Below are 25,933 nucleotides of genomic sequence, written 5' to 3'. Positions count from 1 at the left end.
TGTCGTGGGAAGAAATGGGAGGTCAGGCGAGCGCGCCCGGCGCCGAGACCCCGCGGATCCAGCGCGCTCTGACCTGCGATGACGCGAGGAGGCTGACGGTCCCGGACCCGCCGCGGAACTGCAGCGATACGCTGAGCACGCCGCCGGGGTGGTCGACGTACGCGGTCAGGTGGGTGGGGCGTGCGGAGTAGATGTGGTCCGAGCGCACCTTCTCGACGTCCGTGCCATTCACGACGAGGACCGTCTCGCCAGTGGACGCGGTGTTCACCTCCGCGGTCCCCGCGACGCCGTTCGCGCTGATCGCGTACAGCCCGCGCGCCTGGAAGTCGCGCTTGAAGCCGACGTACTCGCCCGTCCCGCCGGGGGCCACGTTGTCGGGGTTCGTGCGCGTCGCGTCGAGGTTGCCGTCCCACGCGAACAGGTCGGTGGGGAATCCGTCAGCCATGACCGTCAGCGAGATTGTCCGCATCGCCGTGAACGCGTACGAGGCCCACACCCACCCGAGCGGCACATCGAACAGCAGGCCCGCTTCCCGATTCAGGGTCGGGAACCGCAGCGGCGGCCGCTCGGGCATCTTGTCGGCCGTGAACTGCCCGGTCGTCTCGCTCGCGATCAGCGGGTACGTGACGGTGCGCGCGCTCCAGTTGAACCGCGCGACACCGAGGAACCACTGCCCCCTCCCCGATGCAGGGGTGGGGACGTCGATCGTCACGGAGTCGGCCACTCCCTCGCGCTGCACGATGACGCCGCACGCGGACAGCCCGCCCGCGGAGAGCTGCAGTCGACGGTTGCCGCCGAGCGCTGTGAGGACGAACGACTGCCGGGTGAGGACATGACCCGTGTCGCCGGCGGCGAAGAACATGCGCGCCATCTCGCGCTCGTTGATCCGGGTGACCCTGTCGCCCTGCGTGAATCCGGTGTAGGTGACCATCTACCTGCTCTTCTCTCTGCGCGCGTTCGCTGCCGCGAGGGCGTCGATCGCGTCGCTCGTCTCGCGTGCGGGGTCGTCGACGTAGCCGCCGACGGTCGGGGTGATCACGCGCCCGTCGCGTTCGGTGATCTCGAGGCGCACCTCGGTGATGTGGTCTCGGATCGGCTCACCCGCGCCGGCGACGATCGCTATGCGTTCTCCGCGGAGGAACCCGCGGACGCCGTCGCGGTAGCCGTAGTAGAAGCTCCCCGCCTCCGCGAGCTCCGCGGACACACCCGCGGTCGGGCGGCCCTCGGCGAGCGTCTTCTGCCCGGCGGTCTCGAGAGACGTGGCGAGCTCGGCGTTCGACTCCGGAGTGACGTCGGAGCGGAGCGGCGCGTACTTCGCGACCTTCTCCGACTCGTCGAGGTCCTTCGGCCACTCCGGGGTCGCACCGGTCGCAGACGTGAACGTCTCGCCGATGAAGCCCCAGTCACGCTCGAGGCCGGTCTCGTCGCGGTACTCGGCGAAGACGCGTGCGGCGTCCTCTCCGGGCCCGCCGACGATCACGCGTGTCGAGGTGGGAGCGTCGCGGGTCCAGCTGCCCGAGACGAGAATCCCGGACTGCGCATCGATGACGGGCGCGTACTCGCCGCACTCGTACACGTCGATGTTGATGAGGGGGCTGCCGGGTTCGAGCCAGATGGACAGGCCGAGGCCTGCCGCGTCGAGGATCGGGACGATCGTCTCCTCGAGCGTCGCGAACCGGCCGACGGCGGGGAGGGCGATGGTGCCACCGCGGCCGAGGTCCTCGCGGATCGCGACCGGCAGGCCGAGGCGCTGGGCCAGGTTCGCGCCGAGCAGCCACTTCACGGCGGACTCGACAGGCATCTGAGAGGCCGGCCACGCCATCACGCCCGACTGCCCCTCGACCGTGCCGCGACGCAGCGCACCGGTCACGACGGCCTGCGCGGGATCGTCGAGGGACGTCGGCACGAGCGGCCCGTCAGGGACGATCCACGCCAGCGCTTTGCTCAGCATCGCCCAGTCGTCACCGACCGTGTAGCGGACAGCCCCGCCGGCGAGCAGCTGCCCACCAACCGAAGTCACCGGGCCGGAGTGGAAATGCTTCCCGTCGAGGCGACACACCACGCGAGCGCCAGGCGCCTGCAGGAGCCCCGAGGCCGGTGCATCGTCGTCTAGGACCAGCTCGAGCGTTCCGGCCGCCAGATGACGCACCGTGCCGTCCAGAGCCTGAAAGTGGGGGACCGGTGCGACCCGGCGGCGGCTCCGGTCCCAGACGGTGATGTCGAGGCCGTAGTCGGCCGCGTCGACGATCACCCGCGGGCCTGCCGGTACTGCGGCGTCCACTCGAGACGCGCCGACCCGGTGCCCTCACGCTCAATCGACACCGTCGACGTACGGCCAGGAGCGAGACGGGCGAAACCCCAGGAGGTCAGCTCACGCCACATGTCGATCACCTCCGCGCCGGTGTCCAGCAGTGCCGTGTTCGAGTCGGAGTCGATGCGGAGCGTCTGCCCCTCAGGGATGATGAACTTCCCGCCCACGGACCGGCCGTCGATGATCGTCTCGAACCCGTTGATCGGGCCCGTCAGGATCCACCGCACCGGCGCCGGCACGTTCCCCGGGTTCCGCAGCAGCTTCACGATCGGCAGATACGCGGGCGACAGCCACCAGTCGGGCGCACCCTCCTGGCCGTGCACCTCGTCGCGGCCGAAGAAGTCCGCGTCCGGCTCGTTCGACGCGAAGTCGTACGTCTGAAGGGGGCCCCGCCAGAGCGGATCGTCGGCGATGACGTCGACAGTCGCTTCGTAGACGTGCCGGCGGTCCGGGTTCTGGACGAAGTCGAGGTCGCCGCCGTCGAAGAACAGGTCGAGGTAGCGAGGCTGCTCGCCCTTCGTTGCGACCTCGAGCGTCGCTGGCTGGTCGTAGGACCACGCCGACGCCCAGCCACGCTCGACCGAGATCAGCTCGTTCTGCTTCCCGGTGATGTTGACGTACACCGTGATCGAGCCCGGGCGCTTCCGCAGGACTGTTGAGGTGCGCTGCTGGCCAGCGCGCGTCACGCCCTGCCGTGCACGGACCACGGGTGCAGGAGCCCCGAAGAGCCCCTGCACCCCCTCGGGTGCGACCCGCACGTCCCCGGTGAGGAGGTCACGGATTACGCCGTCTGCGCCGATGAGCTTCAGGTGCATGCCGTCACCCCCTCCTCGACGTGATCAGTGCCTTCGCCCGACGTGCGGCCTGCGCCGCCTCTTCGCGTACCTGGCCGCGGATGACGCCGAGGAACTCGCCGGAATCGAGGTACAGGTCACCCCGCAGCTCACGGCTTCCGTTGGCAGGTGCGGGACCGGACAGGCGCTGGTTCGTCTGCGCGATCATGCGGTTGACGGCGCCGGTGTCGACGATCGACTCCGGCTTGCCCGCCTCTGCGACGCGCACGATGGTTCCACCCGGTGTCGGGAGGATCGTGCCGCCTGTCGCCATGTCGGGCGGGGAGCCGACGCCCTTCGCGGGGCCCCCGCCACCGCCGCCTACGACGGACTGCGCGGCGGCCAGTGCGTTCCGGACGACAGCGACCGCTGCGGCCACGGCTCTGCCTGCCGCGGACTGGATGCCGGCGATGAGGCCGCCGATCAGGGCGGCTCCGACTCCGACCAGTGCCCCGCTGAGGTTGCCCATCGCGCCGATGAGGTCACCGACGAGACGAGCCCCAGCAGCTACGGGCTTCTGCGAGAACGTCGACCAGAACGCCGTCCAGGCGGCGCCGACCTGCGCGACGAAGCGAGCGATCGCAGCGATGCCGTCGCGGGCGAATGCCGCGATCGCTGTTGCAGCGTTCGCGAACGCTTCGCGGGCGATGTCCACCAGGTTCGCGAGTACCCGCAGGGCAGGGGCGGCGACTGTGGCGATGGTGCTGATGAGGGTGATCATCGTGCCGTTGAAGCCGGTCATCTTGCCGCCGAGCTGCTCGACGCTGGCGGAGTTCCCGTTGAAGAAGTCGGTCAGGGCGGACGCGGCCGCCCCGGCCTCCCCGAACTTCTGCACCACTGGTGCGAGGAAGTCCGCCAACGGCCCGATCAGGGACGACAGCAGCGCGACCGCGTCGACGAGTCCGACAATGAGGTCGAGCGCCGCAGGACCCTTCTCGATGAGTGAGTCGAGCGCGGCGGGCAGCTTCTCGAGGATCTCCTGCAGCGCGGCCGCGAGATCGGGCAGTCGCGCGGAGATGTCGTCGAGCAGCTGCGTGATGAGCGGCAGGAGCTCGGTGAGTCCCTTGCCGAGCGTCTCACCGAGCTCGACGGCGAGAGTGCCGGCGAGAGCGCCGAGGCTACGCACGAACTCGCCGAAGGCGGCGGGGTCGAGGTTCTCGAACAGCGAGATGATGCCGTCACGGAGGCCTGCGATGAACAGCAGGAGGCCCTGACCGACGGCAGGCTGGTTGAGGAGGTCGGACACTCCGCCGAGGAGCTCGCCGAAGGCCTGCCCGCCGACCGCGAGGAACGTCGAGAGGTCCGCGGAGCGGTCGGCGAGCATCTGCCCGAAGCGGGCGAGGCCGCCGTTGACCCCGTCGAGGGCGGCGTTCGCTCCCCGGAACAGGCCGGTGAGGCCCGTCTGGAACGCAGGGGCCGAGAGAGCTTCTGCTGCGCGGGACAGGCCGCTCGCCATGGTGGCGAGGCCGTCCCCGCCGGCAGCGGTCGCCGCTCGGGAGATCGCGGCGATGATGCGCACCGTGTCCGCGAGCACGGACCCGAGGAGCTTCGCCGACTCGATCCCGGCGTCGATCCAGCCCTTGAGGCGTCCGTCTGCAGCGGCCGCGTTGACGAAGTTGTCGAAGCGGGTCGTGAGGTTCGCGATCCACTGCGCGAGGCGGGGCAGGTAGTCGGAGCCGACGAGGCCGAGGCCGACGAGCGCAGACGCGAAGGAGTCGGTGCCGGTCGCGGCGATGTCAATGGACTCGACGATCCGGTCGAACATGCGGCCGACGCGCTCGCCAGTGAGGGCGGTGCGGAACCCGTCCGCGAGGGACGCGGTCCACTTGCCGAGAGCCGTCGAAGTGCGACCCAGGCCCTCGAGCATGGACGGGAAGAGGTCCTCGGCAAGCCGCCGGATGGGAGCCTCGGCCTCGCCCCAGAAGTTGTCGCCGATGCGGGTCTTCAGCCGGTCCCAGAGCGGAACCAGGTCGTCGAGCCGATCGCCGACCTGCGACAGCGCGACCATGAGCGTCGCGATGGACACTCCGGCGCCGGCGATGAGTGCGGGCGCCAGGGCGGAGATCGCGAGGATGGACGACAGCGATGCGGCGAGGGTGGCGAGGCCACCAGCTGCAGCGATCGCCGCGGCCGCGAGAGACGCGATACTGCTGACCATGGCGGCCATGCGGGGGAGGCTGCGGTCGAGGTTCAGGATCCCCTCGCCGAGCCGCTTTCCCAAGTCGGTGAACATCCGTCCACCGGACAGGGCCGCGATCGCCGCTCCCACTTTCGCGATTGACGCCTTCGTGACCTCGAGGTTCAGCGGGACGACGCGAGGACGGGCGGCTTGCGCGATCCTGGCGTTGCTGAGCGAGGCGCCGTTGACGTCGACGCTGAGGTGGATCTCCTCGCCGGACCAACGATCGATGAACCGCTTGATCGTGCGCTCCGCCGGCCGCATGTTCGCGTCGACGTCGATCTTCAGGATGTTGCTCTTCTCGATGCGCTCGAGCGTCTTCTTCAGGTCCTCGCGGAACCGGGTTGCGTCGGGGACCACGCGGATGGTGACGCGCCCGACGGACTTCCCTCCGCGTCCTGCAGGTCCGGCCATGGCGTCTCCTCAGGGTCAGCCCGCGAGCAGGCGCATGAATCCGTCGACGTCGAAGTCGCCAATCGAGGGGACGATCGGTTCCTCTTCTGCAACTCGAGATCGGGGGAATGCGTAGTCCGGGTCCCACTCGGGCACCTTGAGTGCCGTCAAGCGGTCGAAGAGCAGCTCCAGCGCAACCCGGGTGGGCGTGCGCCCGTACTCCTCGGGATCACTGAGTACGGCCGCGCGGAACCGCGACCAGGGGTGGTTGAGGAGCCCCTGGATGTAGAGCAGCACGGTTCGCGCTGAAACGAGCCCCACCCAGACGTCGTCGACGGTGCAGCTGTAGATCTCTGCGAGGTCCGCGACGAGCTCGACCTCGTACTTGGTGAGGAGGTCGAGCAGTTCGTCTATTCCCCCACTGCGCTCGAGTATCGAGAGAGGAGGGCGGAGAGCTGGTCGTAGGAAGCTCCCTCGGCCCACTCGACGTAGGCGGCGGGGTCTTCCGCGATGGATTCGGCGAAGTCATCCACATCACTGAAGATGTCGAGCAGATCCGCCATGCGCGGATCCTTGACGTCGATGTCGAATCCGCTGTCGTCGTCGGGCATGAACGGCATGAACTTCAGCGCGATGCGCATGATGCGGCTGCGCTGGCGAGCTCTGAGCCGATGCGGCGGCCGCAGGGCGGGCATGCCCGCGAGGAGCTCGTCCTGCTCGGCGTCGCTCTCGCGCCGTTCGGCCGCCGTGGGCGCCTTGGTCTTGTGGTCCTCGGGAACTCGCGTCTGAGCCATGATCGTGCCTTCCTGTAGCGGGTGGAGCGGGTGGGGTCCTGCCTGGCCGACCCGCTCGGCAGCCAGGCAGGACGTTCAGGGGTTACGAGCGCGCGAAGGTGAACGGCAGGCTCGTGCCCGAGTCGTTCGTGACCGTGATGTTCGCGGTGCCCGCCGACCCGGCCGGGACGACAGCGTCGATGCGCGTGTCGGACTTGACCGAGAACTGGGCGATCGCGCCACCGAACTTGACGCCGGTCGCGAGGGTGAAGTTGTGGCCGATCAGCTTCACGGTGGCGCCAGCAGCGGCAGGCGTGGCCGGGTCGGTCGAGTCGACCACCGGCAGGCCGAGGCCGGTCTTGTAGAGCTTCATGATGCCCGCGCGGCCGTCGTCGGTCGCCGGGATCTTCGCGGAGTCCGCGGACCGGATCGACGCGGTAAGCGGCATCTCGAAGAAGTTCGCGGTGTCGATCGACGGAGCGTCACCGCCCGTGATCGACGAGTTCTCCGACCAGAAGCCGAGCTTCCCGGTGTTGTCCTGCATCAGCAGGAAGAACTGCTTCTCGAGGCCGTTGTTCATGCTCGGGATGACGTAGCCGCCGTCAGCATCGAGGAAGCCGCCGAACGCGAGGTCCAGGGTCGGCTTGTCGATCTGCAGCGCGTTGATGCCGAGGGCCCAGGCGACCGACGAGTAGATCGTGTCGACGTTGTCCTCGAGCCAGGTCCCGAGGGACTCGGCCTCGCCGCCCTCGCGGCCGAACGCGGCGGTGTTCGCCTTCGACGTGTGGCCGAGGCGCTCCCACCCGGCGGGGATGGCACCCGACAGGGCGAACGCGGCCAGGGGGTTGGTGGGGAACGTGGCGGAACGGTCAGCGGTGAACATCGTGCCGTAGCCGGGGATGACCAGCTTCTTGCGGTCGACCATGGTGTGCCTCCTCAGGCATGGTGAAGTGAGCCGGCACCGGGTCCCGGGCGGCGAAGCGGGTGCAGCTACAGAGAGCTGACGAGCAGCCCGAACGAGCTGCTGTACTGCGCGAGGTCGTTGTCCGGGATCAGCGGCGCCGCGACCCGCGATGGGAGGCGGATGTCGGTGACGATGTCCACGCCAGCACGCAGCTCGACACCGTCGATCTCAGCGTCGACGACACCGACCTCCGGGATCTCCCACGTGTGCACGTGGTCGTAGAGGCGGTGGGCGAACCCGCGCGCCTCGGTTTTCGTCGAGGCGAAGATCTGCACGTCGAGGACCAGTGAGTACGCCGGCCCGTTCGACTGCTGCCCGTCGCCGTCCACCGAGTAGACGCCGTACGGCAGCGCAAACGGATCTGCCGATGCCGCGTCGACCTCGTCGAGGATCGTGAGGCCCTCGATTGCCCCGTCGAGCAACTGGAACATGAGCGCGTCGACGTCAATCACTCGGTCACCTCCGGCATGTCCCTCAGGGCGTTGCGCATGATGTGCTTCCCGGGAACGTGGGTCACGCTCGCCGACGCGCGGCGCCCACCCCTAGACCGACTGATCTTGAGGATGGAATGCCCGAACTCGATCGACAGAGCGCCCTCGCCTTCCATGACGACGAGGCGGTCGGTGACGCCGTTGCGCCCCCTCGCGTCCTCGACCTGGATGCCAGCGAGAGTCGCGCCAGTGTCCCGAGCGCGGGCGGCGTTCATCTTGGCCTTGCCTGCTAGTACCGCCGCGGCGAAGTCCATTGCGGGAGCCCGTCCAGCCATGCGCGCGACCGTGATGCCGGCGCTCTTGTACACCTGCGCCATCAGCCGACCCGCAGCTTCAGGACGACCTCGCGGTGCGCGGTGCCAGGAGACATGTCGAACTCTTGGACTCCGACGAAGTCCCACCGGCGGCCGTCACTCGTGGTGACGATCGAGTGGGCGTCGCCCGGCCACAGCTCCTTCGTGTTGAGCTGCTGCGAGACGACCTCCTGCAAGCCGTACGCGCGCGACCCGTCAGCAGACATCGGGTGCAGGTTGCCCCGCACGATGACCGGATCTCCGTCGGGCTCGTACTCGTAGCCGGCGGACTTCTTGACCCGCTTCTGCAGCTGCACCGTCACCGCATGACGCGGAGTGTCGAGTAGCCCCATCAGTGGATCCTCTGGTCCAGCGACATGCGGACCGTGCCGGGGATCATGCCCGACGCGGACCCGGTGAGCCGCTCCCGGTCGCTGTCCGTGAAGAACAGCGACCCGGACGCGACATCGGCGCGCTTCCCGTAGCCGTACGACCCGTCGTTCTCCGACGTGTACCCCTCAGGGTTCCGGAGGACACGGAGCACAGCGTCAGCGATCACGCGCTTGTACCGGTTCGCGGTGAGGCGACCCGACGTGAGGCGCTCCTCAATCTTCGAGCCCCACAGCCCGTCGGCGTCGTCGACGGCGTCCGTGATCTGCGTCTCCACCTGCGCCTTGGTGAATCGGGAGCCGAGGTCGAACCCGAGGGCCCGGCTCTCGACGTCTTCGTACGACACAGTCACGGACGCCATGCGACTACTCCTCGGTGTTGTCGGAGCCGCCGGCCGCCTTGTCGCGGTCGTCGGCCTCGAGACGGGCGATCAGGTCGTCCTTCTTGCCCTCGATGTCGAGCCCGCGGTGCACGAGCTCGGCCTTCAGGTCATCGACCTTGCCGGTGTACGGCGCGACGAGGGGGACGTACTCCCCACCGACCGAAGGCGACGCCTCGGCGGCGGGGATCGGCTCCACGGTGCCCGGCAGCGTGACCCACGCCTTCGGGTTCGGGATGAGCTCGGTGAGCTCCTCCGTCTCGACCGTGCCGGCCGGGTACAGAGTCGCGCCGATGACGCCCGGAACGTGAACGTCGGTGGCCAGGATCCGGCCGGCCATCAGAGCACGTCCACCGCGAGCGTGGCGTTCGCGTTCGTGAACGTCGGGAGGACGATCGCGGACACGAGGACGTTGTGGCCCTCGGGGTCGTCGGAGTCGATGTCGGCCGCGAAGATGCCGGGTCGCTCGGAGTCGGCGATCCCGTACTTCTGGTTGATCGCCTCGGCGGGGATGCCCCACTCGGTGGTTCCGAGCGAGCCCTGGCCGTCGAGGTCGGCGGCGGTGCTGTTCGGCTCCGGGAGGAAGAGGAGCTTGTCGGCGGACACGACGCGGGTCGCGGCGCCGCCCACGCGCACCTGGTCGTCGTTGATGACGATCCGGCCGAAGCCGTAGGTGTCGAAGACGCTGCGCACCGCGTCGATCGAGATGATCGACGGCAGGTCGCTGCCGCGCCCGAGGGCCGCCTTGATGATCGACGTGTTCTTCTGGTACGCCGACAGGATCGCCGTCGACAGCATGGCGACCGCGGGCGGGTAGCCGTTCGTCGCGACGAACACGGCTCGCGCGGTGTTCAGGTCCGCGAGCGCGTCGGCGGTGATCGTCGAGTGCGGGGTCGGCACGGTGATGCTGTGCCCGCCGGCGCGGCCGAAGTCGATCGTGAAGTTGAGCTTGTTCTCGACGATCGTGATCGTGCCGGTCTCGGCGCCCTGGCCCTGCGCGAGCGCGACGCGAGCCGCGATCTGTCCGCCGAGGCGACGGGCGTAGGTGTCGAACATGTTGCCGATCGCGTCGCTCTGGCCCATGAGGCTGAGCGTGTCGAACTCGGTGACCCGCAGCTTGCGGCTGATCGGGGGGAGCTTGCCGCTCTTCGACTGCGTCCCGGGGACCGACCCGAAGGGCGCCTCGGTGTCGAACGCGCGGTAGGTGGCCGCGTCGGTCAGGCTCAGCGCGTTCACGTCGAAGTCGAACGAGAGACCGTAGTTCTCGCGCGACGGCAGCCACGCCGCGAGCTGGAAGCCGCCGAGGAGGATCTCGGCGGCCGCACGCGCCTCAGCGGTGAGCTGAGCGGCGGTGCGGAAGGTGGAGTTGTAAGGCATCGGTGCTCCTAGCTCTCGAAGACGAAGTCGCCGGAGGTGGCGCCCGTCGTCACGTCGGACGCTCCGCCGGCGCGCTGCGCGGCGACGGGGAGCGCGGGGGTGTTGATGATGGCGTGGCGGACCACGGCGACGGCGACCTTCGCGGACGTCGCACCGTTGGCGAGCAGCAGCGGCACCTCGACGGCGGTGAAGCTGTCGTAGGCGGTCTGCCGTCCGTCGGTCGCGGTCGTGTCGTACGGGCCGTACAGCCCGCCGGCGGTGATCTTCGCGATCGCGATGCCCGACTTGAGCACCTTGGTGGCGGCGTCGTAGTGGACTCCGGAGACGAACTTGGTGACGTCGAGGGTGCGGGGCAGAGCGTTGCTGAGCCCGTGGTCGGACGCGAGCCAGGTCTTGTCCGAGCCGCCCGTCGACGTCGAGGTGATGCTGAGATCCATGAGGGATTCCTTCTCTCGATGTGTAGGTGGTTACTTCTTCGCGGTGAGCGCTTCGCGCCGCTGACGCTGCATCTCCCTGATGGATCCGCTGCCGCCACCGGCCTGCTGCTGACGCTGCCGTTCGAGCGCTTCCATGACGGGGTTGCTCGGGGGGATGGGGGTGGTCTGCTTCGTGCCGAAGGTGCCCGCGAACGCCGCGAGGGCGTCCGTGTTGATCGAGCCGTCCTGGCCCGTGAAGGTCGCGACGTCGACGTGCGCGAAGGCCGTGGCGGCCTCCTCGTCGGTCTTCCCGGTGAGTCCGATGAATCGGGCGATCACCGCGTCGCGGAGGTAGCGCTGGGCGCCGAGGTTCTCGCCGTCGCGGCGAGCTTCCTCGAGCGCCTTCTCCTGGTCCGTCTGGCCCTCGGCGCGGATGCGTGCGAGCTCCTCGGAGTCGGCCTTCAGCTGGTCGTAGTCGCCGCGGGACTTGACCGTGGCCTCGTGCCGGCGGGCGTAGTGCCTCCAGTACGCCTCCCGCTGCTCGACAGTCATCTGTTCGAGCGCGGTGTCCTTCGGGAAGCCGAGGTCCGGGCCCTGGTCCTCGTTGCCGCCCTCAGGCGGGTCGATGAACCGGAGTCCGGGGTTGCGGTAGATGCGGCGCCCGAAGGCATCGAGTACGAACATGAGCGGGTGATCCTCCGTGTCGGATGGGTGCGCCGGCCGCCGTGGCAGCGGCTGGCAGGGTCACGCGGACGCGATCTGACGATCGAGAGCCGCGAGGTAGTCGCGCAGCCGCTTGCTGGCTACGAAGAGTCGGGTCCGTTCCGGGGTTCCGGTCGCGGATGCGTCGGGGTTGGCTGCGTCGTAGGCGGCCAGAGCCGCCTCAGCGCCGGTGAGAGCGTCGCTCGCGACCTCTCGAGCGCGTCGCCGTTCGTCTGCGAGTGCGTCCTCGGTCGGGGCCTTGTACGGCTTCCTACCGACGTCGCTCGGGTCTCGGAACTTGTCGCCCTGCTTCACGAGGACGGGCCCGAGTTCGCCGTGCTCCGTGACCGTGACGCGCGTGTTCAGCAGCTCCCCGGCGGAGTTGCCTCCGGCAGCCGCGTAGACCGTCTTCAGGTCCTCCGCGTTGAGCCGGAACCCGGGGTCGTCCGAGGCCGTCACGGGGAGCGTGTCGCAGTTGCAGCCCTGGTGGAGTGGCAGCAACTCGTCCGTCGAGTAGAGGTTCGCCGCGGCGACCACGCACAGGCCGCACGTGCCCGACCGCGACAGTTCCGGGTGGATCACCCGTCGGTACGCGGAGACCCGCGCCGCCGCCTCGTACACGCGCATCGCCTCGTCGCGTTCCGCGAGGCGCACATCGGTCTCGACCAGATCCGCGAGCCGCTGCTCAGCGACCTGCTGTGCTTCCTCGACCGTCGCGCCCTGCGAGAGCGCGTACCCGTACTGCTCGACCGGCCGGCGGTACACCTCGAGAGGCGACACTCCCGACCGAGGGTAGAAGTCGAGCAGCGGCGGGAGCGCCTCGGGCAGAGCGTCGACCTCGCGGAGCGCCGACTGCAGGTACGACCGCTCGAGCCGCCTGGTGCGGGTGAGCGCGGACATCATCCGAGTCGCGGTGAGTGCCGCCTGCCCGTTGAGGAGCGGCTCGCTCCGCCACTGGTCGAACGGCCCCCACGCGCCGAGGAGGAGCTTCAGGAGCTCGACGATCAGCGACTGCCGCTTCGCCGCGTGCTGCTCCGTCAGGCGGGCGAGCTTCGCGTCGGCCACGACCTACGCCACTGCCGGCTCGAGGAAGGCCTCATCCGAGTCGTCCTGCTGCGCCTGCTCGATCTCGTCCGGGGTCAGCTGGTAGATCTTCTCCCGGATCATCCGCTTCGGCATGGTGTCCTTCGCCTGCGAAGCTGCAGAGGAGCGCTCGGTCCAGGACGCCCGCTCGAATCCGGCCCAGATGGTCTTGATGCGCGCGGCGTCGCTTCGAACGTCGTCGCCGATCGCGCGGAACGCGAGCGCATGGACGAGCGCGAATGCTCCCGCGAACCGGTCTGCGAGTTCCTCGACGGCGAAGATGTTCGTCTCCCGCGCGAGTGAGGCGCCCTCCGCGCTACCCGCAGACGCGTCTGGCGCGAGGACGTAGAGCGGAGTCGCAGAGACTGCAGCGAGGTGCCGAATGTCTCGATCCTCAGCGGTCAGCACCGGAGTGATGTCGGTCGTCGCGGACTCCCACACCTTCGCGCCTGCGGGGATTCGCCAGAGCGCAGCCGGCCCGGCCTTGAAGATGCTGTTGTAGTCGATGCGCGTCCCGCGAAGCGCCTCGTCCTCGTAGTCGTCCGGGTAGAACTCAGGGAGGTCGCCCTCGATAGCACGCTGCCGGAAGGCCTGCATCGCGATGATCGTGGTGCGGTCGAGGATTGTGCCGTTGATGCGGTCGAGCGTGTCGAGGTGCGGCTCGAAGGCGCCCTTTCCGTCCCGCGCGGCGACTCGCACGATGGGTGTGTCCTGCGTGTAGGCGAGGAGGATCGGATCTCCAGCCCAGGACCAGCCACTCCCGGGCGACCACGGGGTGCCGTCTGTCGGGAACGACGACACCTTCGCGCGACGAGTGAGGAGCCGCATGTAGCCCCGGCGGTACAGGGTGATGATGTCGACACCCATCACCGGATCGTGCCCAAAGGTCGCGGCCGACTCGGTGATCCACGGTCGGGCGCGGTACTGCTCGGTGACGGTCGACCAGCCATCGGAGCCGAGGAAGAACACCTCGCCGTCGACGGTGGGGACGTCGGGGCCGGCGACGGTGACGAACGCCTCGCCGTAGTCGGCGACTGCCGACGCCAGATCGCGGAACCCGACCGTCATGTTCGATCGGTCCCACGGCACCATGGCGAGGGCGTCTCCGTTCTTGTCGCCGGCGACCGCCGTGCGGAACCCGAGCGGACGGAGCCGGTTCGTCCGGCTGCTCGCGATGAGCTCCGCCAGGTTGAGGCGGCACCGGTTCACGAACGCGAGGTACGCCTCACGGACGGGGCCAGAAGCGAAGACGGGGACCATCACGGTGCCGTCGCGGTAGGACCGGAGCTTCCCCAGTCGGGGGAGGCCGCGGCCCCACTTCGTCGCTAGACGCTGGACGACCCAGTCGTCAGAACCGGGGACGCTCGACTCGGGGAGCATGGCGACCGTCCTTTCACTTCATCGGATCGCGAACGGCACGGACGCCTGCTTCGCGGGTTGGCTCTTCGCCGCATAGTCGGCGGCCGCCTCGAACGCGAGCGCGGCAGCCACCGCGGCGTCGATCTTCTTCGGCGAGTTCTTCTTCTCCTTGCCGATGACCGTCCCGCCGCGCCGCGACCAGCGCCGCGCGTTCAGGACATGCCGGGTGAGCGCTCGGCCGAGGTCGGTCAGGTCCTCGTGCGCCATCGTCCCCAGCGCGACCGCGGTGTGCAGACGCTCGAGCGCGAGCGCCATCTGCACGTCGCGCTTCGTCCACCAGCCGACCGAGTGCTTCCCAGACGCGTGCACCCTCAACTGCGAGCCGTACTCCTTGGCCCAAGCGTCCACGTAGTCCTGCCACAGCGGCGGGTCCGCGTAGAACCCGACGACCGTGTACTTCGCGAACGCCCGGGCGACAGCAGCATCGACCGACGGCCGGTCGACCTCCCAGTCGTCGTGCCCCGGCATGTCCGGCTTCTCCTCGATCAGCAGCGGGAACAGGTACCGGTCGGACACGCGGCACGCGATCAGCGCCGTCGCATCATTCGTCCCGGAACCGTCGAACCCGAGCGTGACCACGTCGCCGCGCTTGAGCGGCTCGGGCTGCATCCGATCGACGGCGAGCCGCCCGTGACCGCGCGACTTCCACGCCTCGATCTCGATCCACGCGTTCTCACCCTCCGTCACGGAGTTCAGCCGCATCCGCCGAGTACGGGCGACCGGCCGGCGCGGGTCGTACGCCCGGTTCAGGAGCATCTCGACGGGATTCCACGCGAGCGAGTCCCCGTACGCCTCCCGGAACGCGTCAGCGAGCTTGTCCTCGTCGCGCCAGTCCTCGTGCGAGATCTCGCCGTAGCGGTGATCGAACAGCAGCCGCGACCGGCGAGCCTTGCCCTCCGCGATCGCGTCCGCGAGCTCGTACGTCGACTCCGCCACCGACTCCTCGCCAGGGCCGAACATCGTCGTCGTCTCGAGGTACCACGGCTCCGCGTCCCCGGCACGCTTGCCGAGGTTGTCCGTGACCGTCTGGTACATCGCCCGCAGCTGCGGCGTCACGTACAGGTGCGTCTCGTCGAACACGACGAACGTCTCGAGGCCGCCATCCTTCGACGCGGCGCCGGACGTTGACCGGACGATCTGCCCGCCGCCGGGGATCACGATCTTCGATAGGCCCGGCTGCACACCCCACGCGAGTAGGTCGAACAGCGGCGCGCGCGAGTCGGTCAGGTTGAAGTAGATCGTCCCGAAGGTGTTCCCGGTCTGCTCTTCCTCGGTCGCGAGGATCCGCACCATCGGCGCGGTGATCGTCCGTCCCATCGGCTCGCCGCGGGAGTAGGTGTAGACGCGGCCGAGGTACTCGTACGTCTCCCCGCCCTCAGCCCAGCCGTCGAAACGGCACGGACCGAACGCCTCGAGCAGCGACAGCTTCGCCGCGAGCCCCGACTTGTCGCAGCCCTTCGGCCGCGAGAAGAACGCCGAGTCGTACAGCCGCCGCCCGTCACCGTCGAGCGCGTACACGTCCAGAACGAACCCGTACTGCTCATCGTTCAGCTGCACCCGCTGGCCCGTCATCGCGCCCGCCCCGTGCAGGGTGAACGTCTCGAGCCACCACGTGCCCAGATGGCCGAGCGACCGCTCCCGACTGTGCCCCGGCGCCGTGATCAGCCGGCGCGGCATCAGCCGGCAGCCGACGAGACCCGCTTGCGCCGGTCAGCATCGATCGACGTAACGTTCCCCGCCGTCGGCGCGACCGTCGACCCGGGAGTCGCGCCAGGAAGGCCCGTCCCGATCTCGACACGTAGACGCGACCGGTCCTCCGGTGTCGCACCGAACTTCGATTCACGAAGCCGCAGTTCCGCAGCGAGCTCCCACCGACCCGACGTCCAGAACTCGTGATGCACCCGAGCCGTCACCAGCAGGTACTCCCAGTCCGGAGCCGTCATCATCCGCAACGCCTGCGGCGACGTCCTCCACGACGCCCACCACTTCTTCGTCTGCGGATGCCACGGCACGAGCTTCCCGTTCATCCGCAGCTGCGGCAGGTTCGGGCCCCGCTTCTTCCCGTCCGAGACGAGCTGAGTCGTCTGCTTGTCGTTCCTCGAGCGAGTGTGCGACTCGGCGGGAGCGGGACCACGTCCGGGCATCAGGGCCTCCATGTCGGTGGCGAGACGCAGCCATGACGGCACGCCTCAGAAGGTCAAACGGCGCACCCCCACAGAGCACCCTCTGAGAGCCAGTGATCGGCGTCCTGACGGGCGCAAACCGCCCCCAGGTACCCGAGGGCGCAAAACCCCTCAGACTCCTGCGCACCGCGTCCAGCAGTACGCGAAGCGGGCGCCCATTGACCCCCCAGGGGGAGGTGGGGGCCGGGGGGGGGGTGTCAGGCGGCGATGGTGGTGGGCGCGTCGAGCTCGGTGAGCATGCGGTCGCCGCGCCGTGCGTTGCAGATGGCGTGGGCGGTGCCGAGGTTGTCGGGGTCGTCGGTGCCGCCGTGTGCCTGGGGGATGAGGTGGTCAAGGGTGGGGGCGAGCGGGTCTCCGACTGTCCACGTGGGGCTGGTCGGTGTGCCACAGAGCCAGCAGGTGTACGCGTCGCGGTCGTGGATGGCGGCGGCGTGCTTGCGGTAGGGGCGGTCGTGGTACTTGGCGCGCTGCCGTTTGCGGCAGGGCCGTGAGCAGTAGAGCTTGCCCCAGTGGGGTGAGGCGACGAACAGGGTGCCGCAGTTGAGGCAGTGGCCGTAGGTGATGGGGCACTCGGTCTTGAGCACGTACGCCCGCGGCGTGAGCGGTAGCCGCGGGCGGGCGGCGAGGACGGCGATCCCTCGGGCACTGGCTGCTGCTTGCTGGCCGGCGAGGAGGTTCGCGATGTCTCGGCAGGTGCGGTCGCAGTATCGCTGCGCCTGGTAGCGGGCGGTGTAGCCGAGGCCGCAGGCTTCGCAGGTGCGGGCCTCCGCGTACCTGGTGCGCTTCGAGTCTTGCCCGGTGATGCGACGTGCCGCCCGGTAGTGGGTGACGCAGATGCCCTTGGCGTAGTGGGGGCGGGTGCAGCCGTCGTGGTCGCAGGTACGCTCGTGCATGTTGACCTCTAGCCAGGTTGGCCATGCCCCCGGACAGTTGGCGCTGTCGCGGGGGTCTCTCGTGCCCGAGTGTACTCAGCCGTGCATGCGTCGTTCTTCGTCGACGGCGATCTGCTTGGTGATGGCTTCGTGTAGGTCGGTGGTGGTGTAGCCGAGGGCGCGGGTGGTGGCCATGGTGGCGTCGACGAGGGTGTGCAGGTCGCCGCGGTTGGGGATGGTGTCGCCTGCCCAGGTGGTGACGTCGTCGGACTCGACTTTGATCTCGACCTCGGTGGCGCCGGTGACGGTGCGGATGGTCGTGGTCGCCATGGTCAGTCCTCGTCGTCGAGCGGGTCGCGGTCGGCGGTGATGTAGTCGACCAGGTGGGTCAGGACGGCCGTGTTGTCGAGGTCGACGCTGATGCCGTCCTTCCACGGGTTGTCGCGCCAGTCCTTGTCGTGCTTCCGGTGGTAGTCGATGCCGCCGATGCGCAGGCGCTCGATGAGCTGCTCGCGGGTCAGCGTGTACGCGTCGCCCTCCCGTGCGGTGAGGCGGGCGTCGGCTGCCTTCCGATCGACGGCGAGCCGGACGATCTGCTCGGGACGGTCGCCCTCGGCGACGAGGACCGGGTGTGCGAGGACTCCTCCGGCGGAGTAGCTGGGGTCGTACGTGGCGGCGAAGATGTCGGGCTTGCAGGGGTAGAACTCGCCCTGCACGCCGCGGATGATCCAGTCGCCCGAGTCCGCCGCCATCGCCCCTTCGAGCGTCTCGATGACGACGGTCCAGTCGTCGGTGCCCTTCTTGCGCGCGGCGAGCGTGGACCCGAGCGTGAGCGGATCAGCCCAGGCGAGCACGGCGCGCGCTGACTCCTCAGTGCCGTCGTGCTGCATTGCTTCTATGACGACGGGCTTCTTGCGGTGTTTCGTGGGCAGGGACATGAGCGGGTGTCCTTCGTGTAGCGGGTGGGTGTGGATCTCGTCATCACGGGCGGTGGGCGCGAGCGTGATCCGGTTGTTCGGGCCGCGCCCGACTGTCGGAATGCGCCGTCGGGCTAGAAGCTCAGGGCTTCTATATGCCCGATATCAGCTGTGGGCTGATCAGAACGGATGCGGTCCGGGCACTGCGGGGCGGTGCCAGCGCTGCTCCGTCTCGGTGAGGAGCCCGGGGTGTTGCGGTTGGGCGGCGTCCCGCTTGGCACGGCGTGCGGCGCCGGAGGCGTAGCCGGCTTCCCGGTTGGTCTTCTCGTCGTGGTGGTGGCTGCACTTCGCTGCGAGGTTCTCGGGGCGGTGGTCGGTGCGGTCTTCGAGGTGGTCGCAGTCGGTGGCGTGTGCGCCGCAGATGCGGCCGGTGTCGTAGCGGATGTGTTGGCAGCGGTGGCCGTCGCGTTCGAGGACGTGGCGGCGGATAGTGGGCCAGTCGGGTGGGAGTGTCTGCTTGCGGGTGGAGCCGCGCCAGCCGGTAGGCATCAGGTCACTGGGTCGAGGGTGTAGCCGGTGGCGCGGAGGCTGCCGAAGAGGAGCGCTGTGGTGTTGCCGACGAGCTCGGCGAGCGTCTCGGTGTGGTTGATGATGTGCGCTCGGGCGGTCGCGTGGGGCAGCTGCTTGAGGACGGTCTCGGCGTAGACGAACAGCGCCCAGTGGGTGACCTCGTGGGCGATGACGGCCAGCCAGAGGGAGTCGGCGGCGAGGTGGATCTCGATCGCGCCGTTCTCGTAGGTGGTGGTCGCGACGGCATCACCGTTGAGGTCGCCGTAGTGGTCGGCTCGCCAGTCGCGAAGCTGTTCGACGGTGGGGTGCATGAGCACAATGACCTTGTGGGGGACGTAGTCGTCGGCGTCCCACTCGTGCCGAGTGACGAGGTGTCCGCTCACCAGTCACCGCCTTGCTCGAGCGCTTGAACGATGCCGCGGAGTGCGGCGGCGGTCGCCGGGTCGACGCGGTCCTGCAGCTGAAAGCCGTAGCCGCGTGAGGGCTCGTAGATGCCGACCATGTGCTCGACGTCCTGAGGTGTCGACATCAGCCCTCCTCGTACACTGGTCGCGTTCGGGTGGGGCTAGTAGTCCACTAGCGGCCAAGGTGGCGTCGTGCTTCGGGGCGATGCGTAGGGCATGTCTGGCGCTCCAGCTGCCTATTCGAGCGGGCCTCGTGCCCGTGTCCAGGGTTCGAATCCCTGCGGCTCCACCCGAACAGTCAGCCCTTGCCCACTGGGTTGCGGCCCTGTCTCGCGCTCGGCGGGTACCCGAAGACGTCCTCGAACCATGCGGACACCACCTGATTCACGTAGCTCGCGGGGATGTACTTGATGAGGTGACGCCGGAGCGCCGTCCAGGGGTGCGGGGATCCGCGCCACTTGGCCAGCCCGGGCCCGCGTGTCCAGTACCAGCGCAGGTAGCCCCTGCTCCCGGGTCTCGGGTCGGCGACGGCGTCAGGCTTGATCGTGGCCATCGGTGTCCTCCTCGAGCTGGTGTCGGTAGAGCGGGGCGCCCATGGCGTCGTAGCCGATCGGGGTGAGGTCCATCCGGTCCTCCGTCCATGCGGAACGCCCCCGGCCTGGTGTGGTCGAGGGCGTCCATGGTGGCGCTGGTGCGGCTACCAGATGGTGCCTGCTCCGGTGAAGATCAGGAGCACGGTGAGGCAGCCGAGGATGAGGCCGATGGTCGCGGGTGCTGCGCCTCGTCCGGCTGCATGTGCCCGGTTGAGGCTGAAGATGCCGAGGATGACCGCGAGTACCGCTGGGGGCCCGCCGAGGAGCAGCCCGACGAAGAACGGGATCGGGATGAGGAACAGGCCGATGCATCCGAGGATGAGTGCTGCGATCGCCATGCCGTTGGTGGGCCGGGGCGGTGCGAGGGGTGCTCGTTGCTCGGTCCAGGCGGTGCCGTCCCAGTAGCGCTGGGTGGCGGGCTGTGTCGGGTCCGGGTACCAGCCGGGCGCGGCGTTCGTCATGTCCGGAGTCTTTCAGGGTGGGCGCACGTCCGCCACCGTCGGCGCACCGTTGCAGCCGGTTCGGTGGGGTGCCGTGCGGGTCAGAGGGGGCGGCCGAGGAGCAGGAGCTGGGCGCGCTTCCACCAGGACGCCGCGAGGACGCACGGGCCGAGGTGGATGCTGTGCCCCTCGGCGCGGCGGCAGGTCCAGCCGGGCCGGGAGTAGGCGACGCAGGGGCGCCACGCGTCGCGCATCAGGCGAGCCTGATCTGCGCGATGTCGAGGCAGGTCGAGCACACCGGGTGGCGAATGGGGTCCGACTTCGGCACCCACACGTGACCGCAGAGGGCAGTTAACTCCAGGCCGTTCGCCTTCGCCTCGTCCACCCACTCCTGCGCGGAGGGCTTCTCCATCGGGCAGTCGACCATGTGGGTCAGCTTGCTCGCGTCCTGGTCGAGGACGGTGCCGGCGTCGAGCTCGGTCGCGATGCTCATGTGCTCTCCCTCGGTGGTGGGTGGTCCCGGCCTCGGCTGCGCTCTGGACACAGTGGGCTCGGTGGTCAGCGGGCCGGGACGTTGCAGCGTTGGTGACCCAGACGCATCCCTGGGCTTCCACGCCGGGCGTGGGGCGGTGGCGCGAGTGGGCGCCGCTCGAACGACGAAACCCACCGGGCCGCTGTGCGGTGGTGGGTTTCGTGTCGATCATCAAGGTAGATGGCGAAAACGATGGTCCGTCAAGCTTTTCGGCCGGATTCGTGTCGGATTGGCTTGGAGCTTGGTTCGGAACCAGAGGAGGAGCACGTCTTCGTCGATCTCGACGCGGTGGGTTCCGAGTCGTCGGTGGGGCATTCCGTCTCTGAGCCAGTACTGGATGGCGCGGCGGGTGCGGTGCACTCGTCGTGCTGCACCGCGAACCGAGTACACCCCCTCGGTCACGTCGTGGGCGGTTCGGGTAGCGGCTCCGGGTAACCCGCGGCGCGACGGCGGATCACGGCCTTGCCTTCGCCATCCTCAAACCAGGTGTAGATGTCGCGCTTGCCCTGCTCGCCGAACTCGGCAGGCCAGAACTCGCCGCCGTCGGGGTAGAGAATCCCGTACTCCCACATGGCCGAGTCGTCTATCGCCCGAAGCACTTCTTCCGCGGCCATCAGGCATGAAACCGCAGGCCCCCAATGTTCGGCCTTCGCGCGCTCCCACTGGTCGGGATGCATCTGCTCCAGCGGCCCGGTGAACAGCAGCTTGGCGACCGCTTCGATACGCGGGTCAATGGGGGCGGTCATGCGTTGCACCCCCACCGGCATGGTTCGTCGTGCTCGTCCTGCCCCACACACCCGGCCGTCCTGGTGTCGTCCATCAGGCAGTGGCGGCAGTGGGAGTAGACATCCGGAGCTGGGGACGCTTCCTCCCGCAGTCGACGCAGTTCGGCGATCAGCGCGGTTGCATCGACGAGCGCCACGAACGTCGCCCCGCCCCTGGTGAGCGTGTGCGTGTTGAACACCTCGTCGCCGCCGGTGGATTGGTAGCGGATCTCGGTACCGTCGAGGCAGTCGCTCACCACCTCCCAGACGGCTCCGGGGATGCGGCTTTCGGGATTGGCAAAGACGGCTCCGACCGGCAGCGCGTCGAGGTCGAGCGGTTCGGTGTCAGTCATTGCTGCTCCTGGATCTCGTGGGGGTAGTGGTCGAGGACGGCGACAGTCCGTCTCCCGTTCTGGGTGTCCCATCGGACGCGGACCTTCGTCTTCAGGTGGTGGGTGACCTGCCCCACCCAGTGGACGGTGACGGTGTGCTTCCCGCCTCGGGTCGTGGTGCGGGTGACCCGGGAGCCGATGGGCGGGAAGTTCGCCAGCCGGAGGAGGACGTCGGCGTGGCACGGCTGGTCGAGGGGGCACCAGCAGGCGAGGTCCCGGCCTCCGAGCTCGGTGCGCAGTTGCTCGAGCGTGGTCGGGTCGTAGCCGGAGACGCCGATCGGGCCCAGCAGCTTCTGGAACAGCTCAACCGCATGCGCTCGAGCCTCGGTCGCCGTCTCCACGATCGTCCCGTCGCTGACCTCCCAAGGGAACTCGCGCGGCCCGGTCTTCGCGACCCGGTACGGGTTGCCCCACTTCGACGGCCGGGACACGACGACGGCGCCTGCTGGCTTTCGGTAGCCCTTCTGCCGGGACAGGCGGATCCGCTCAGGCATCGTCGCTCTCCTCGTCGTCCTCGTAGGTACCGCCGCCTGCGGGAGAAATGTCCTCGCGCCAGTCGTCCTGCCAGGACCGATCGTCACCCGCGTCGTAGTGCGAGTAGCGATGCCCGAGGTAGTCCGTGCAGTGGCTGCCGTACGGCCCGGGCTCGGCGCATGTGTCCGGTCGCGGGGCGCTCACTGTCCGGCCTCCTCGGGGGTGGGCGGGACGGGCTCCCAGACAGCGGGGATGAAGCGCTGCTGTCTGGGCGACTGGTCGGCACGCAGCTTGACGGAGCGGATGTCGCCCACAGTCGGCTCCTCCGCCGTCTATACGGTGCGCGAGGGACCGAGGAGGGCTCGCAGGTCTGCGATCTGCTGCCGGCTGAGACGGACGCACGAGCTGTTCTGTCGAGTGCCGACTCCCACGTCGAAGCCCTCGCCCCACGTCGACGGAGCGACGTACACGTGGCGGCCCATCTCATCGTCGGGACCCCGCCCGTCGAGGTCGGCGTCCTCTCGCGAAAGGGACGCGGACAGGGCGGCGATCGCGCGGCGGGCAGTGTCGGCGGAGCGCTGGTCGAAGCACGGCCAGAGGTCGGAGCACTCGATGCACTTCCCGGTGTCGAGCCGGGACTCCTTGTGGTGAGAGGCGCTCGCGGCGACGACGGCCAGGTCGTCGATGAGGGCGCGCACCCCTTCCGGGGTGAGGGGTTCGGTCATGAGCGGTTCTCCTTCGTGGTGTGGGTGATGCCGGGGTCGCCGGCCGCGATGTGGAAGCCGACGATCGCGGCCCCAGCAGTCAGGACCGCGGCGAGGACGAGCAGCGCGGGCCTCATGACGCCTCGATCGGCTCGGTGCACTGCTCGCACTTCGACTCCGGCATCCCTGCTCGGACGACGTAGCGGGTGCCGGGTCGCGCGGGGTCGAAGTGGTAGTGGCTCTCGGGCTCCGGGCCGCACGGGTACGGCTTGATCAGCTCAGGATCGACGCCGTAGACCTCGGCTCGCTCCCACACGAGCTCGCCGCTCTCCTCGGCCGCGTGCCCGACTGCCCACGCCCACGCCTCGTCGCCAGCCATGCCCTGCGCGAGCGCGTCAGCGAGGAACGCCACGTGACGCGACAGGATCAGCTCACTGGTCCGGGCGACGGACCGCGCGCTGGCCGCAGGGGTCTTGTAGTCGAACCACCCCGTGCCCTCCACCTCGAAGCCCTGGGCTCGCGCGTACAGGTAGGGCACCTCCTCCGCGAGGGGGCGGATCTGGCCTTCCTCCGCGTGCGGGTAGAGCTCGTGGGCGTACCGGCGCTTCGTGCGGCGCTCGGGCTTGGTCTGCTCGTTCTCGGTCATGCTGCGTTCCTCTCGGTGTGGCAGTAGCACTCGCACGGCGCGAGAGCATCCTTCTCGTAGTCCCACGCGTCCCCGAAGCACGACCGATGCGATCCGACCCTGCAGTCGGGGTTCACGGGGCGGGGGAAGCCGGTCATCGCGGCACATCCTTGAATCCGAGCGCCCTCTGCGCCTCGAGTAGTGCCTCCCGGGCCCCGTCGAGAGTGAGCGACAGCGTGGTCGGGATGCCGCTTGCGGTCGGCTGAGACCAGGTGAACTGTCCGACGGCGAGCAGGTTGGCGATGCGCTGCTGCTCTGCGAGAGCGAGTGTCGCGTGCGCCATGGCTGCCAGCGGAGACGCGAGGATCGTCGCGTCGGTGAGACCTTCGCGGCTCACGAGTTCGTCATAGCCCGCGAGCCATGTGGTCGCTTCTTCGATGTGGTCGGTCATGCTGCTGCTCCTTCGGTGATGACGTGCACGATGTCCTCGCCCTCCCAGGTCTGGTTGCAGCCCGACCCGGTCTCGTGGGTGGACGAGCGGACCCCGCACATCAGGTAGGGGTGGTCGGTGCCCGCGTCGTGGAGGTAGACGCGGGCGGCGCCGCAGGTGGGGCAGACGAGGCCCGGCATGCGGCGGGGGCGGGGCGGGTCCATGGGGAACTGTCCGCGGACGCGGCGGAGGAGGTCGTCGAGCTCGTCCACCCACACGCCCGCGGTGGGGAGCGCGGCGATCGCGACCGCGTGGCTCTTCTCCCAGGCGATCACCTCCCCGAGGTACGCCTCCACCTCCCGGACGCTGTCCGTCCCGGTCGGGAATCGGTACACGTCCAGGTCCCGCACCCACGCCCGGACGAGGATCCCGGGAGGAGTGACGGCGAGCTCGGTCGCGTGGTTCTTGACCATGTCGCACAGCTGCCCGTACGCGAGGTCCACCGTCTCCCGGGCGTTCTCGTTCCACGGGAGCCGCCACTCCTGCGACGCGTCGACCCGTTCGCCGGCGGCTCTCGTGATCGACGGGCGGATGAGGGTCCACCCGTGGGCGACATTCTCCGCGATGCGGGGGAGCGCTTCGAGGGCGACGTGGTAGCAGCGGTCGCACAGACGACCGACGCGGGCGGGCGCGGGGACGCAGCCGGTGCACACCTCGAGCTGGTTCACGTCCTCGACGGTCGCGTCGCAGTCGTCGAGGTGGCGGCCCCAAAGGGCGTGACCGCGGATGCAGGGGACGGTCTGCTCCTCCCGGGTGAGGAGGGCGAGCTGCTGAGCGGTGGTCATCGGGTCTCCTTCTCGTATTCGTCGAGCGCCTTGTGGGCACGCCATCGGTTCGCGAGCTCGATCTCTGCGACGAGCCAGTCGCCATCGACCACCACGGCGTCGGGCCCGTAGTGCTTGGGTGCCGCTCCTGGCTGCGGGTAGCCGAGGTAGCTGCTCGGCTTGTCGTCGGGCATGTTCGTCCACTCGCGGTCCCGGAGGCGTTTGACCTCTTGCGCCAGTACGGCGATCAGCAGGTCGGCATCCGCGGTGCCGCCCTTCTTGGCCCAGTTCAGAGCTCGGGCGAAGTTGTGGTCGTCGAGCGGTTCGGTGTTCGTCATCGGGTTCCTCTCGATGCGCGCTCACGCCAGATGAGGGCGAGGCGACGGTGACGGCGGGCGTCGAGCTGGGCGTCCAGGACTCGCTCGTTCTGGAAGACGCCGTCGCCCTGATCGGCCGTCTGCTGGTAGACGGAAGCCAGGACTTCGTGGTGATGTGCGGCGAAGAGGCAGACCCACCGTCGGAGCGTGTTCCTCATCGGGGGTTCCTCGTCTCCTTCTTGTCGCACCAGCGGCACTGGCGCTCTTCCTGGCCCTGCCAGTTCGTGTACGTGCGGGTCCACGCGTGGTAGCCGACGGCGGCGCATCCGAGCGCGAGCAGCGGGTTCCGCATTAGAACGGGGTCTCGTCCTGGTAGCTGCCGAAGGTGGTGTCCTGCCCTCGGCTGGGCGCAGGAGTGGTCGCCCAGACGTCGCCGCCGCTCTGCGCCCCTGAGAAGCCCTGAGACTGCCCACCCCCTCCGGGAGTGCCAGAACCACCCGAACGGCCGCCACGCGAACCATCACCGGCTGCCCGGGTGACCTGAGCGGTGGCGTATCGGAGCGAGGGACCGATCTCGTCGATCTCCAGCTCGATGCTGGTGCGCTTCTCGCCTTCCTTCGTCTCGTAGGAGCGCTGCTTGAGCTTCCCCGTCGCGATGACGCGGGCGCCCTTCGTGAGGGAGGCGGCGACGTGCTCGGCGAACTCGTTCCACACCGACGCGCGGAGGAACAGCGGGTCGCCGTCGACCCAGTCGTTCGACTGGCGGTCGAAGGTGCGCGGGGTGCTCGCGATGGTCAGGTTCGCGACGGCCTTGCCGTTCTGCGTGTAGCGCAGCTCGGGGTCGGACGTGATGTTGCCGATGACAGTGATGATCGTTTCGCCAGCCATG

General features: G+C 69.1%; 40 protein-coding genes and 1 tRNA gene. 1 reads left to right on the top strand and 40 read right to left on the bottom strand.

Features of this window, described 5'->3' with window-relative positions:
* Positions 1–22: 22 nt before the first annotated feature.
* The 25 genes from LRG51_RS02800 to LRG51_RS02680 form a co-directional block, all read right to left on the bottom strand.
* A complete protein-coding gene (locus LRG51_RS02800) occupies positions 23–931 on the bottom strand; it encodes a hypothetical protein (protein ID WP_055787275.1) in 909 nt (302 codons plus the stop codon).
* Entirely contained in the window at positions 932–2,251 is a 1,320-nt protein-coding gene (locus LRG51_RS02795; RefSeq protein WP_268966557.1) for a Gp37-like protein, read from the bottom strand.
* Entirely contained in the window at positions 2,248–2,997 is a 750-nt protein-coding gene (locus LRG51_RS02790; RefSeq protein ID WP_230671044.1) for a hypothetical protein, read from the bottom strand. Before LRG51_RS02790 ends, LRG51_RS02795 begins: the two co-directional genes overlap by 4 nt.
* A 133-nt stretch (positions 2,998–3,130) precedes the next feature.
* On the bottom strand, positions 3,131–5,737 hold the full coding sequence (locus LRG51_RS02785) for a hypothetical protein (protein ID WP_230671042.1): 2,607 nt from the start codon (positions 5,735–5,737) through the stop codon (positions 3,131–3,133).
* Positions 5,738–5,752: 15 nt separating this feature from the next.
* Positions 5,753–6,013 (bottom strand): hypothetical protein, encoded by a 261-nt coding sequence (locus LRG51_RS02780; protein ID WP_230671040.1) that lies wholly within the window; start codon positions 6,011–6,013, stop codon positions 5,753–5,755.
* A 113-nt stretch (positions 6,014–6,126) separates the two neighbouring features.
* Positions 6,127–6,510 carry a hypothetical protein gene (locus LRG51_RS02775; RefSeq protein ID WP_230671038.1) on the bottom strand — a complete coding sequence of 128 codons (384 nt, stop codon included), beginning with the start codon at positions 6,508–6,510 and terminating at the stop codon, positions 6,127–6,129.
* Between the two features lie 82 nt (positions 6,511–6,592).
* Positions 6,593–7,414: an IPT/TIG domain-containing protein gene (locus LRG51_RS02770; protein WP_230671037.1), complete on the bottom strand. Its 822-nt coding sequence runs from the start codon at positions 7,412–7,414 to the stop codon at positions 6,593–6,595.
* 65 nt (positions 7,415–7,479) lie between these two features.
* A complete protein-coding gene (locus tag LRG51_RS02765) occupies positions 7,480–7,905 on the bottom strand; it encodes a hypothetical protein (RefSeq protein WP_230671035.1) in 426 nt (141 codons plus the stop codon).
* A complete protein-coding gene (locus LRG51_RS02760) occupies positions 7,902–8,261 on the bottom strand; it encodes a DUF5403 family protein (RefSeq protein WP_055787305.1) in 360 nt (119 codons plus the stop codon). Before LRG51_RS02760 ends, LRG51_RS02765 begins: the two co-directional genes overlap by 4 nt.
* Positions 8,261–8,590, bottom strand: coding sequence for a hypothetical protein (locus tag LRG51_RS02755; protein ID WP_157603054.1), 330 nt, complete (start codon positions 8,588–8,590; stop codon positions 8,261–8,263). Before LRG51_RS02755 ends, LRG51_RS02760 begins: the two co-directional genes overlap by 1 nt.
* Entirely contained in the window at positions 8,590–8,988 is a 399-nt protein-coding gene (locus tag LRG51_RS02750; protein ID WP_230671033.1) for a Gp19/Gp15/Gp42 family protein, read from the bottom strand. The genes LRG51_RS02755 and LRG51_RS02750 overlap by 1 nt, the downstream gene beginning before the upstream one ends.
* Positions 8,989–8,992: 4 nt before the next feature.
* Positions 8,993–9,346 carry an SAP domain-containing protein gene (locus tag LRG51_RS02745; RefSeq protein WP_230671031.1) on the bottom strand — a complete coding sequence of 118 codons (354 nt, stop codon included), beginning with the start codon at positions 9,344–9,346 and terminating at the stop codon, positions 8,993–8,995.
* Positions 9,346–10,383: a major capsid protein gene (locus LRG51_RS02740; protein ID WP_230671030.1), complete on the bottom strand. Its 1,038-nt coding sequence runs from the start codon at positions 10,381–10,383 to the stop codon at positions 9,346–9,348. The genes LRG51_RS02745 and LRG51_RS02740 overlap by 1 nt, the downstream gene beginning before the upstream one ends.
* Positions 10,384–10,391: 8 nt before the next feature.
* Positions 10,392–10,820: a head decoration protein gene (locus tag LRG51_RS02735; RefSeq protein WP_055787320.1), complete on the bottom strand. Its 429-nt coding sequence runs from the start codon at positions 10,818–10,820 to the stop codon at positions 10,392–10,394.
* A 30-nt stretch (positions 10,821–10,850) separates the two neighbouring features.
* Positions 10,851–11,483 carry a hypothetical protein gene (locus LRG51_RS02730; RefSeq protein WP_055787323.1) on the bottom strand — a complete coding sequence of 211 codons (633 nt, stop codon included), beginning with the start codon at positions 11,481–11,483 and terminating at the stop codon, positions 10,851–10,853.
* Positions 11,484–11,543: 60 nt separating this feature from the next.
* On the bottom strand, positions 11,544–12,566 hold the full coding sequence (locus tag LRG51_RS02725; protein WP_230671028.1) for a hypothetical protein: 1,023 nt from the start codon (positions 12,564–12,566) through the stop codon (positions 11,544–11,546).
* Between the two features lie 3 nt (positions 12,567–12,569).
* Positions 12,570–13,964, bottom strand: a complete 1,395-nt coding sequence (locus LRG51_RS02720; RefSeq protein WP_230671027.1) for a hypothetical protein — start codon at positions 13,962–13,964, stop codon at positions 12,570–12,572.
* A gap of 18 nt (positions 13,965–13,982) precedes the next feature.
* The gene (locus LRG51_RS02715) at positions 13,983–15,680 is read right to left on the bottom strand and encodes a hypothetical protein (RefSeq protein WP_230671026.1); all 1,698 of its coding nucleotides are present in this window, start codon (positions 15,678–15,680) and stop codon (positions 13,983–13,985) included.
* The gene (locus tag LRG51_RS02710; RefSeq protein WP_230671024.1) at positions 15,680–16,189 is read right to left on the bottom strand and encodes a phage terminase small subunit; all 510 of its coding nucleotides are present in this window, start codon (positions 16,187–16,189) and stop codon (positions 15,680–15,682) included. The genes LRG51_RS02715 and LRG51_RS02710 overlap by 1 nt, the downstream gene beginning before the upstream one ends.
* 194 nt (positions 16,190–16,383) lie before the next feature.
* Complete coding sequence (locus tag LRG51_RS02705; protein ID WP_230671022.1) at positions 16,384–17,079, bottom strand: HNH endonuclease; 696 nt, start codon at positions 17,077–17,079, stop codon at positions 16,384–16,386.
* 75 nt (positions 17,080–17,154) lie between these two features.
* On the bottom strand, positions 17,155–17,388 hold the full coding sequence (locus LRG51_RS02700; protein WP_230671014.1) for a hypothetical protein: 234 nt from the start codon (positions 17,386–17,388) through the stop codon (positions 17,155–17,157).
* Positions 17,389–17,390: 2 nt separating this feature from the next.
* Positions 17,391–17,996 carry a hypothetical protein gene (locus LRG51_RS02695; RefSeq protein WP_230671012.1) on the bottom strand — a complete coding sequence of 202 codons (606 nt, stop codon included), beginning with the start codon at positions 17,994–17,996 and terminating at the stop codon, positions 17,391–17,393.
* 159 nt (positions 17,997–18,155) lie between these two features.
* Entirely contained in the window at positions 18,156–18,524 is a 369-nt protein-coding gene (locus tag LRG51_RS02690; protein WP_230671010.1) for an HNH endonuclease, read from the bottom strand.
* Positions 18,524–18,928 carry a hypothetical protein gene (locus LRG51_RS02685; protein WP_230671008.1) on the bottom strand — a complete coding sequence of 135 codons (405 nt, stop codon included), beginning with the start codon at positions 18,926–18,928 and terminating at the stop codon, positions 18,524–18,526. Before LRG51_RS02685 ends, LRG51_RS02690 begins: the two co-directional genes overlap by 1 nt.
* A complete protein-coding gene (locus tag LRG51_RS02680; protein WP_230671005.1) occupies positions 18,925–19,074 on the bottom strand; it encodes a hypothetical protein in 150 nt (49 codons plus the stop codon). The genes LRG51_RS02685 and LRG51_RS02680 overlap by 4 nt, the downstream gene beginning before the upstream one ends.
* Positions 19,075–19,106: 32 nt before the next feature.
* On the opposite strand from LRG51_RS02680, the gene LRG51_RS02675 reads away from it, so the two are divergent.
* Positions 19,107–19,238: transfer RNA gene (locus LRG51_RS02675), tRNA-OTHER, on the top strand.
* A 9-nt stretch (positions 19,239–19,247) separates the two neighbouring features.
* On the opposite strand, the gene LRG51_RS02670 is transcribed toward LRG51_RS02675, so the two are convergent.
* The 15 genes from LRG51_RS02670 to LRG51_RS02600 all read right to left on the bottom strand — a co-directional run bounded on the left by LRG51_RS02670 (position 19,248) and on the right by LRG51_RS02600 (position 25,932).
* Positions 19,248–19,502, bottom strand: coding sequence for a hypothetical protein (locus LRG51_RS02670; RefSeq protein WP_230671003.1), 255 nt, complete (start codon positions 19,500–19,502; stop codon positions 19,248–19,250).
* A 144-nt stretch (positions 19,503–19,646) separates the two neighbouring features.
* Complete coding sequence (locus LRG51_RS02665; protein WP_230671001.1) at positions 19,647–20,003, bottom strand: DUF2510 domain-containing protein; 357 nt, start codon at positions 20,001–20,003, stop codon at positions 19,647–19,649.
* 80 nt (positions 20,004–20,083) lie between these two features.
* Complete coding sequence (locus LRG51_RS02660) at positions 20,084–20,236, bottom strand: hypothetical protein (RefSeq protein ID WP_230670999.1); 153 nt, start codon at positions 20,234–20,236, stop codon at positions 20,084–20,086.
* Positions 20,236–20,475, bottom strand: coding sequence for a DUF3039 domain-containing protein (locus LRG51_RS02655; RefSeq protein ID WP_230670997.1), 240 nt, complete (start codon positions 20,473–20,475; stop codon positions 20,236–20,238). Before LRG51_RS02655 ends, LRG51_RS02660 begins: the two co-directional genes overlap by 1 nt.
* 437 nt (positions 20,476–20,912) lie before the next feature.
* On the bottom strand, positions 20,913–21,260 hold the full coding sequence (locus tag LRG51_RS02650) for a hypothetical protein (RefSeq protein WP_230670991.1): 348 nt from the start codon (positions 21,258–21,260) through the stop codon (positions 20,913–20,915).
* Positions 21,257–21,631, bottom strand: a complete 375-nt coding sequence (locus LRG51_RS02645) for a hypothetical protein (RefSeq protein ID WP_230670987.1) — start codon at positions 21,629–21,631, stop codon at positions 21,257–21,259. Before LRG51_RS02645 ends, LRG51_RS02650 begins: the two co-directional genes overlap by 4 nt.
* Positions 21,628–22,164 (bottom strand): DUF4326 domain-containing protein, encoded by a 537-nt coding sequence (locus tag LRG51_RS02640; protein WP_230670981.1) that lies wholly within the window; start codon positions 22,162–22,164, stop codon positions 21,628–21,630. The genes LRG51_RS02645 and LRG51_RS02640 overlap by 4 nt, the downstream gene beginning before the upstream one ends.
* Positions 22,157–22,348, bottom strand: a complete 192-nt coding sequence (locus LRG51_RS02635; protein WP_230670979.1) for a hypothetical protein — start codon at positions 22,346–22,348, stop codon at positions 22,157–22,159. The genes LRG51_RS02640 and LRG51_RS02635 overlap by 8 nt, the downstream gene beginning before the upstream one ends.
* A 128-nt stretch (positions 22,349–22,476) precedes the next feature.
* Complete coding sequence (locus LRG51_RS02630; protein ID WP_230670977.1) at positions 22,477–22,869, bottom strand: hypothetical protein; 393 nt, start codon at positions 22,867–22,869, stop codon at positions 22,477–22,479.
* A gap of 112 nt (positions 22,870–22,981) precedes the next feature.
* Positions 22,982–23,494: a hypothetical protein gene (locus LRG51_RS02625; protein ID WP_230670975.1), complete on the bottom strand. Its 513-nt coding sequence runs from the start codon at positions 23,492–23,494 to the stop codon at positions 22,982–22,984.
* Between the two features lie 133 nt (positions 23,495–23,627).
* A complete protein-coding gene (locus LRG51_RS02620; protein WP_230670973.1) occupies positions 23,628–23,924 on the bottom strand; it encodes a hypothetical protein in 297 nt (98 codons plus the stop codon).
* Positions 23,921–24,748 (bottom strand): hypothetical protein, encoded by an 828-nt coding sequence (locus LRG51_RS02615; RefSeq protein ID WP_230670971.1) that lies wholly within the window; start codon positions 24,746–24,748, stop codon positions 23,921–23,923. The genes LRG51_RS02620 and LRG51_RS02615 overlap by 4 nt, the downstream gene beginning before the upstream one ends.
* The gene (locus LRG51_RS02610; RefSeq protein WP_230670969.1) at positions 24,745–25,065 is read right to left on the bottom strand and encodes a hypothetical protein; all 321 of its coding nucleotides are present in this window, start codon (positions 25,063–25,065) and stop codon (positions 24,745–24,747) included. Before LRG51_RS02610 ends, LRG51_RS02615 begins: the two co-directional genes overlap by 4 nt.
* Positions 25,062–25,262 carry a hypothetical protein gene (locus LRG51_RS02605; RefSeq protein ID WP_230670967.1) on the bottom strand — a complete coding sequence of 67 codons (201 nt, stop codon included), beginning with the start codon at positions 25,260–25,262 and terminating at the stop codon, positions 25,062–25,064. Before LRG51_RS02605 ends, LRG51_RS02610 begins: the two co-directional genes overlap by 4 nt.
* A 133-nt stretch (positions 25,263–25,395) precedes the next feature.
* Positions 25,396–25,932 carry a single-stranded DNA-binding protein gene (locus LRG51_RS02600; RefSeq protein WP_230670965.1) on the bottom strand — a complete coding sequence of 179 codons (537 nt, stop codon included), beginning with the start codon at positions 25,930–25,932 and terminating at the stop codon, positions 25,396–25,398.
* Position 25,933 lies beyond the last annotated feature (1 nt).

Source organism: Rathayibacter sp. Leaf248, assembly GCF_920939495.1.
Classification (GTDB): Bacteria; Actinomycetota; Actinomycetes; order Actinomycetales; family Microbacteriaceae; genus Rathayibacter; species Rathayibacter caricis.
Note: the sequence above shows the minus strand (reverse complement) of the source record. Positions and strands in the feature narration are given on the sequence as shown.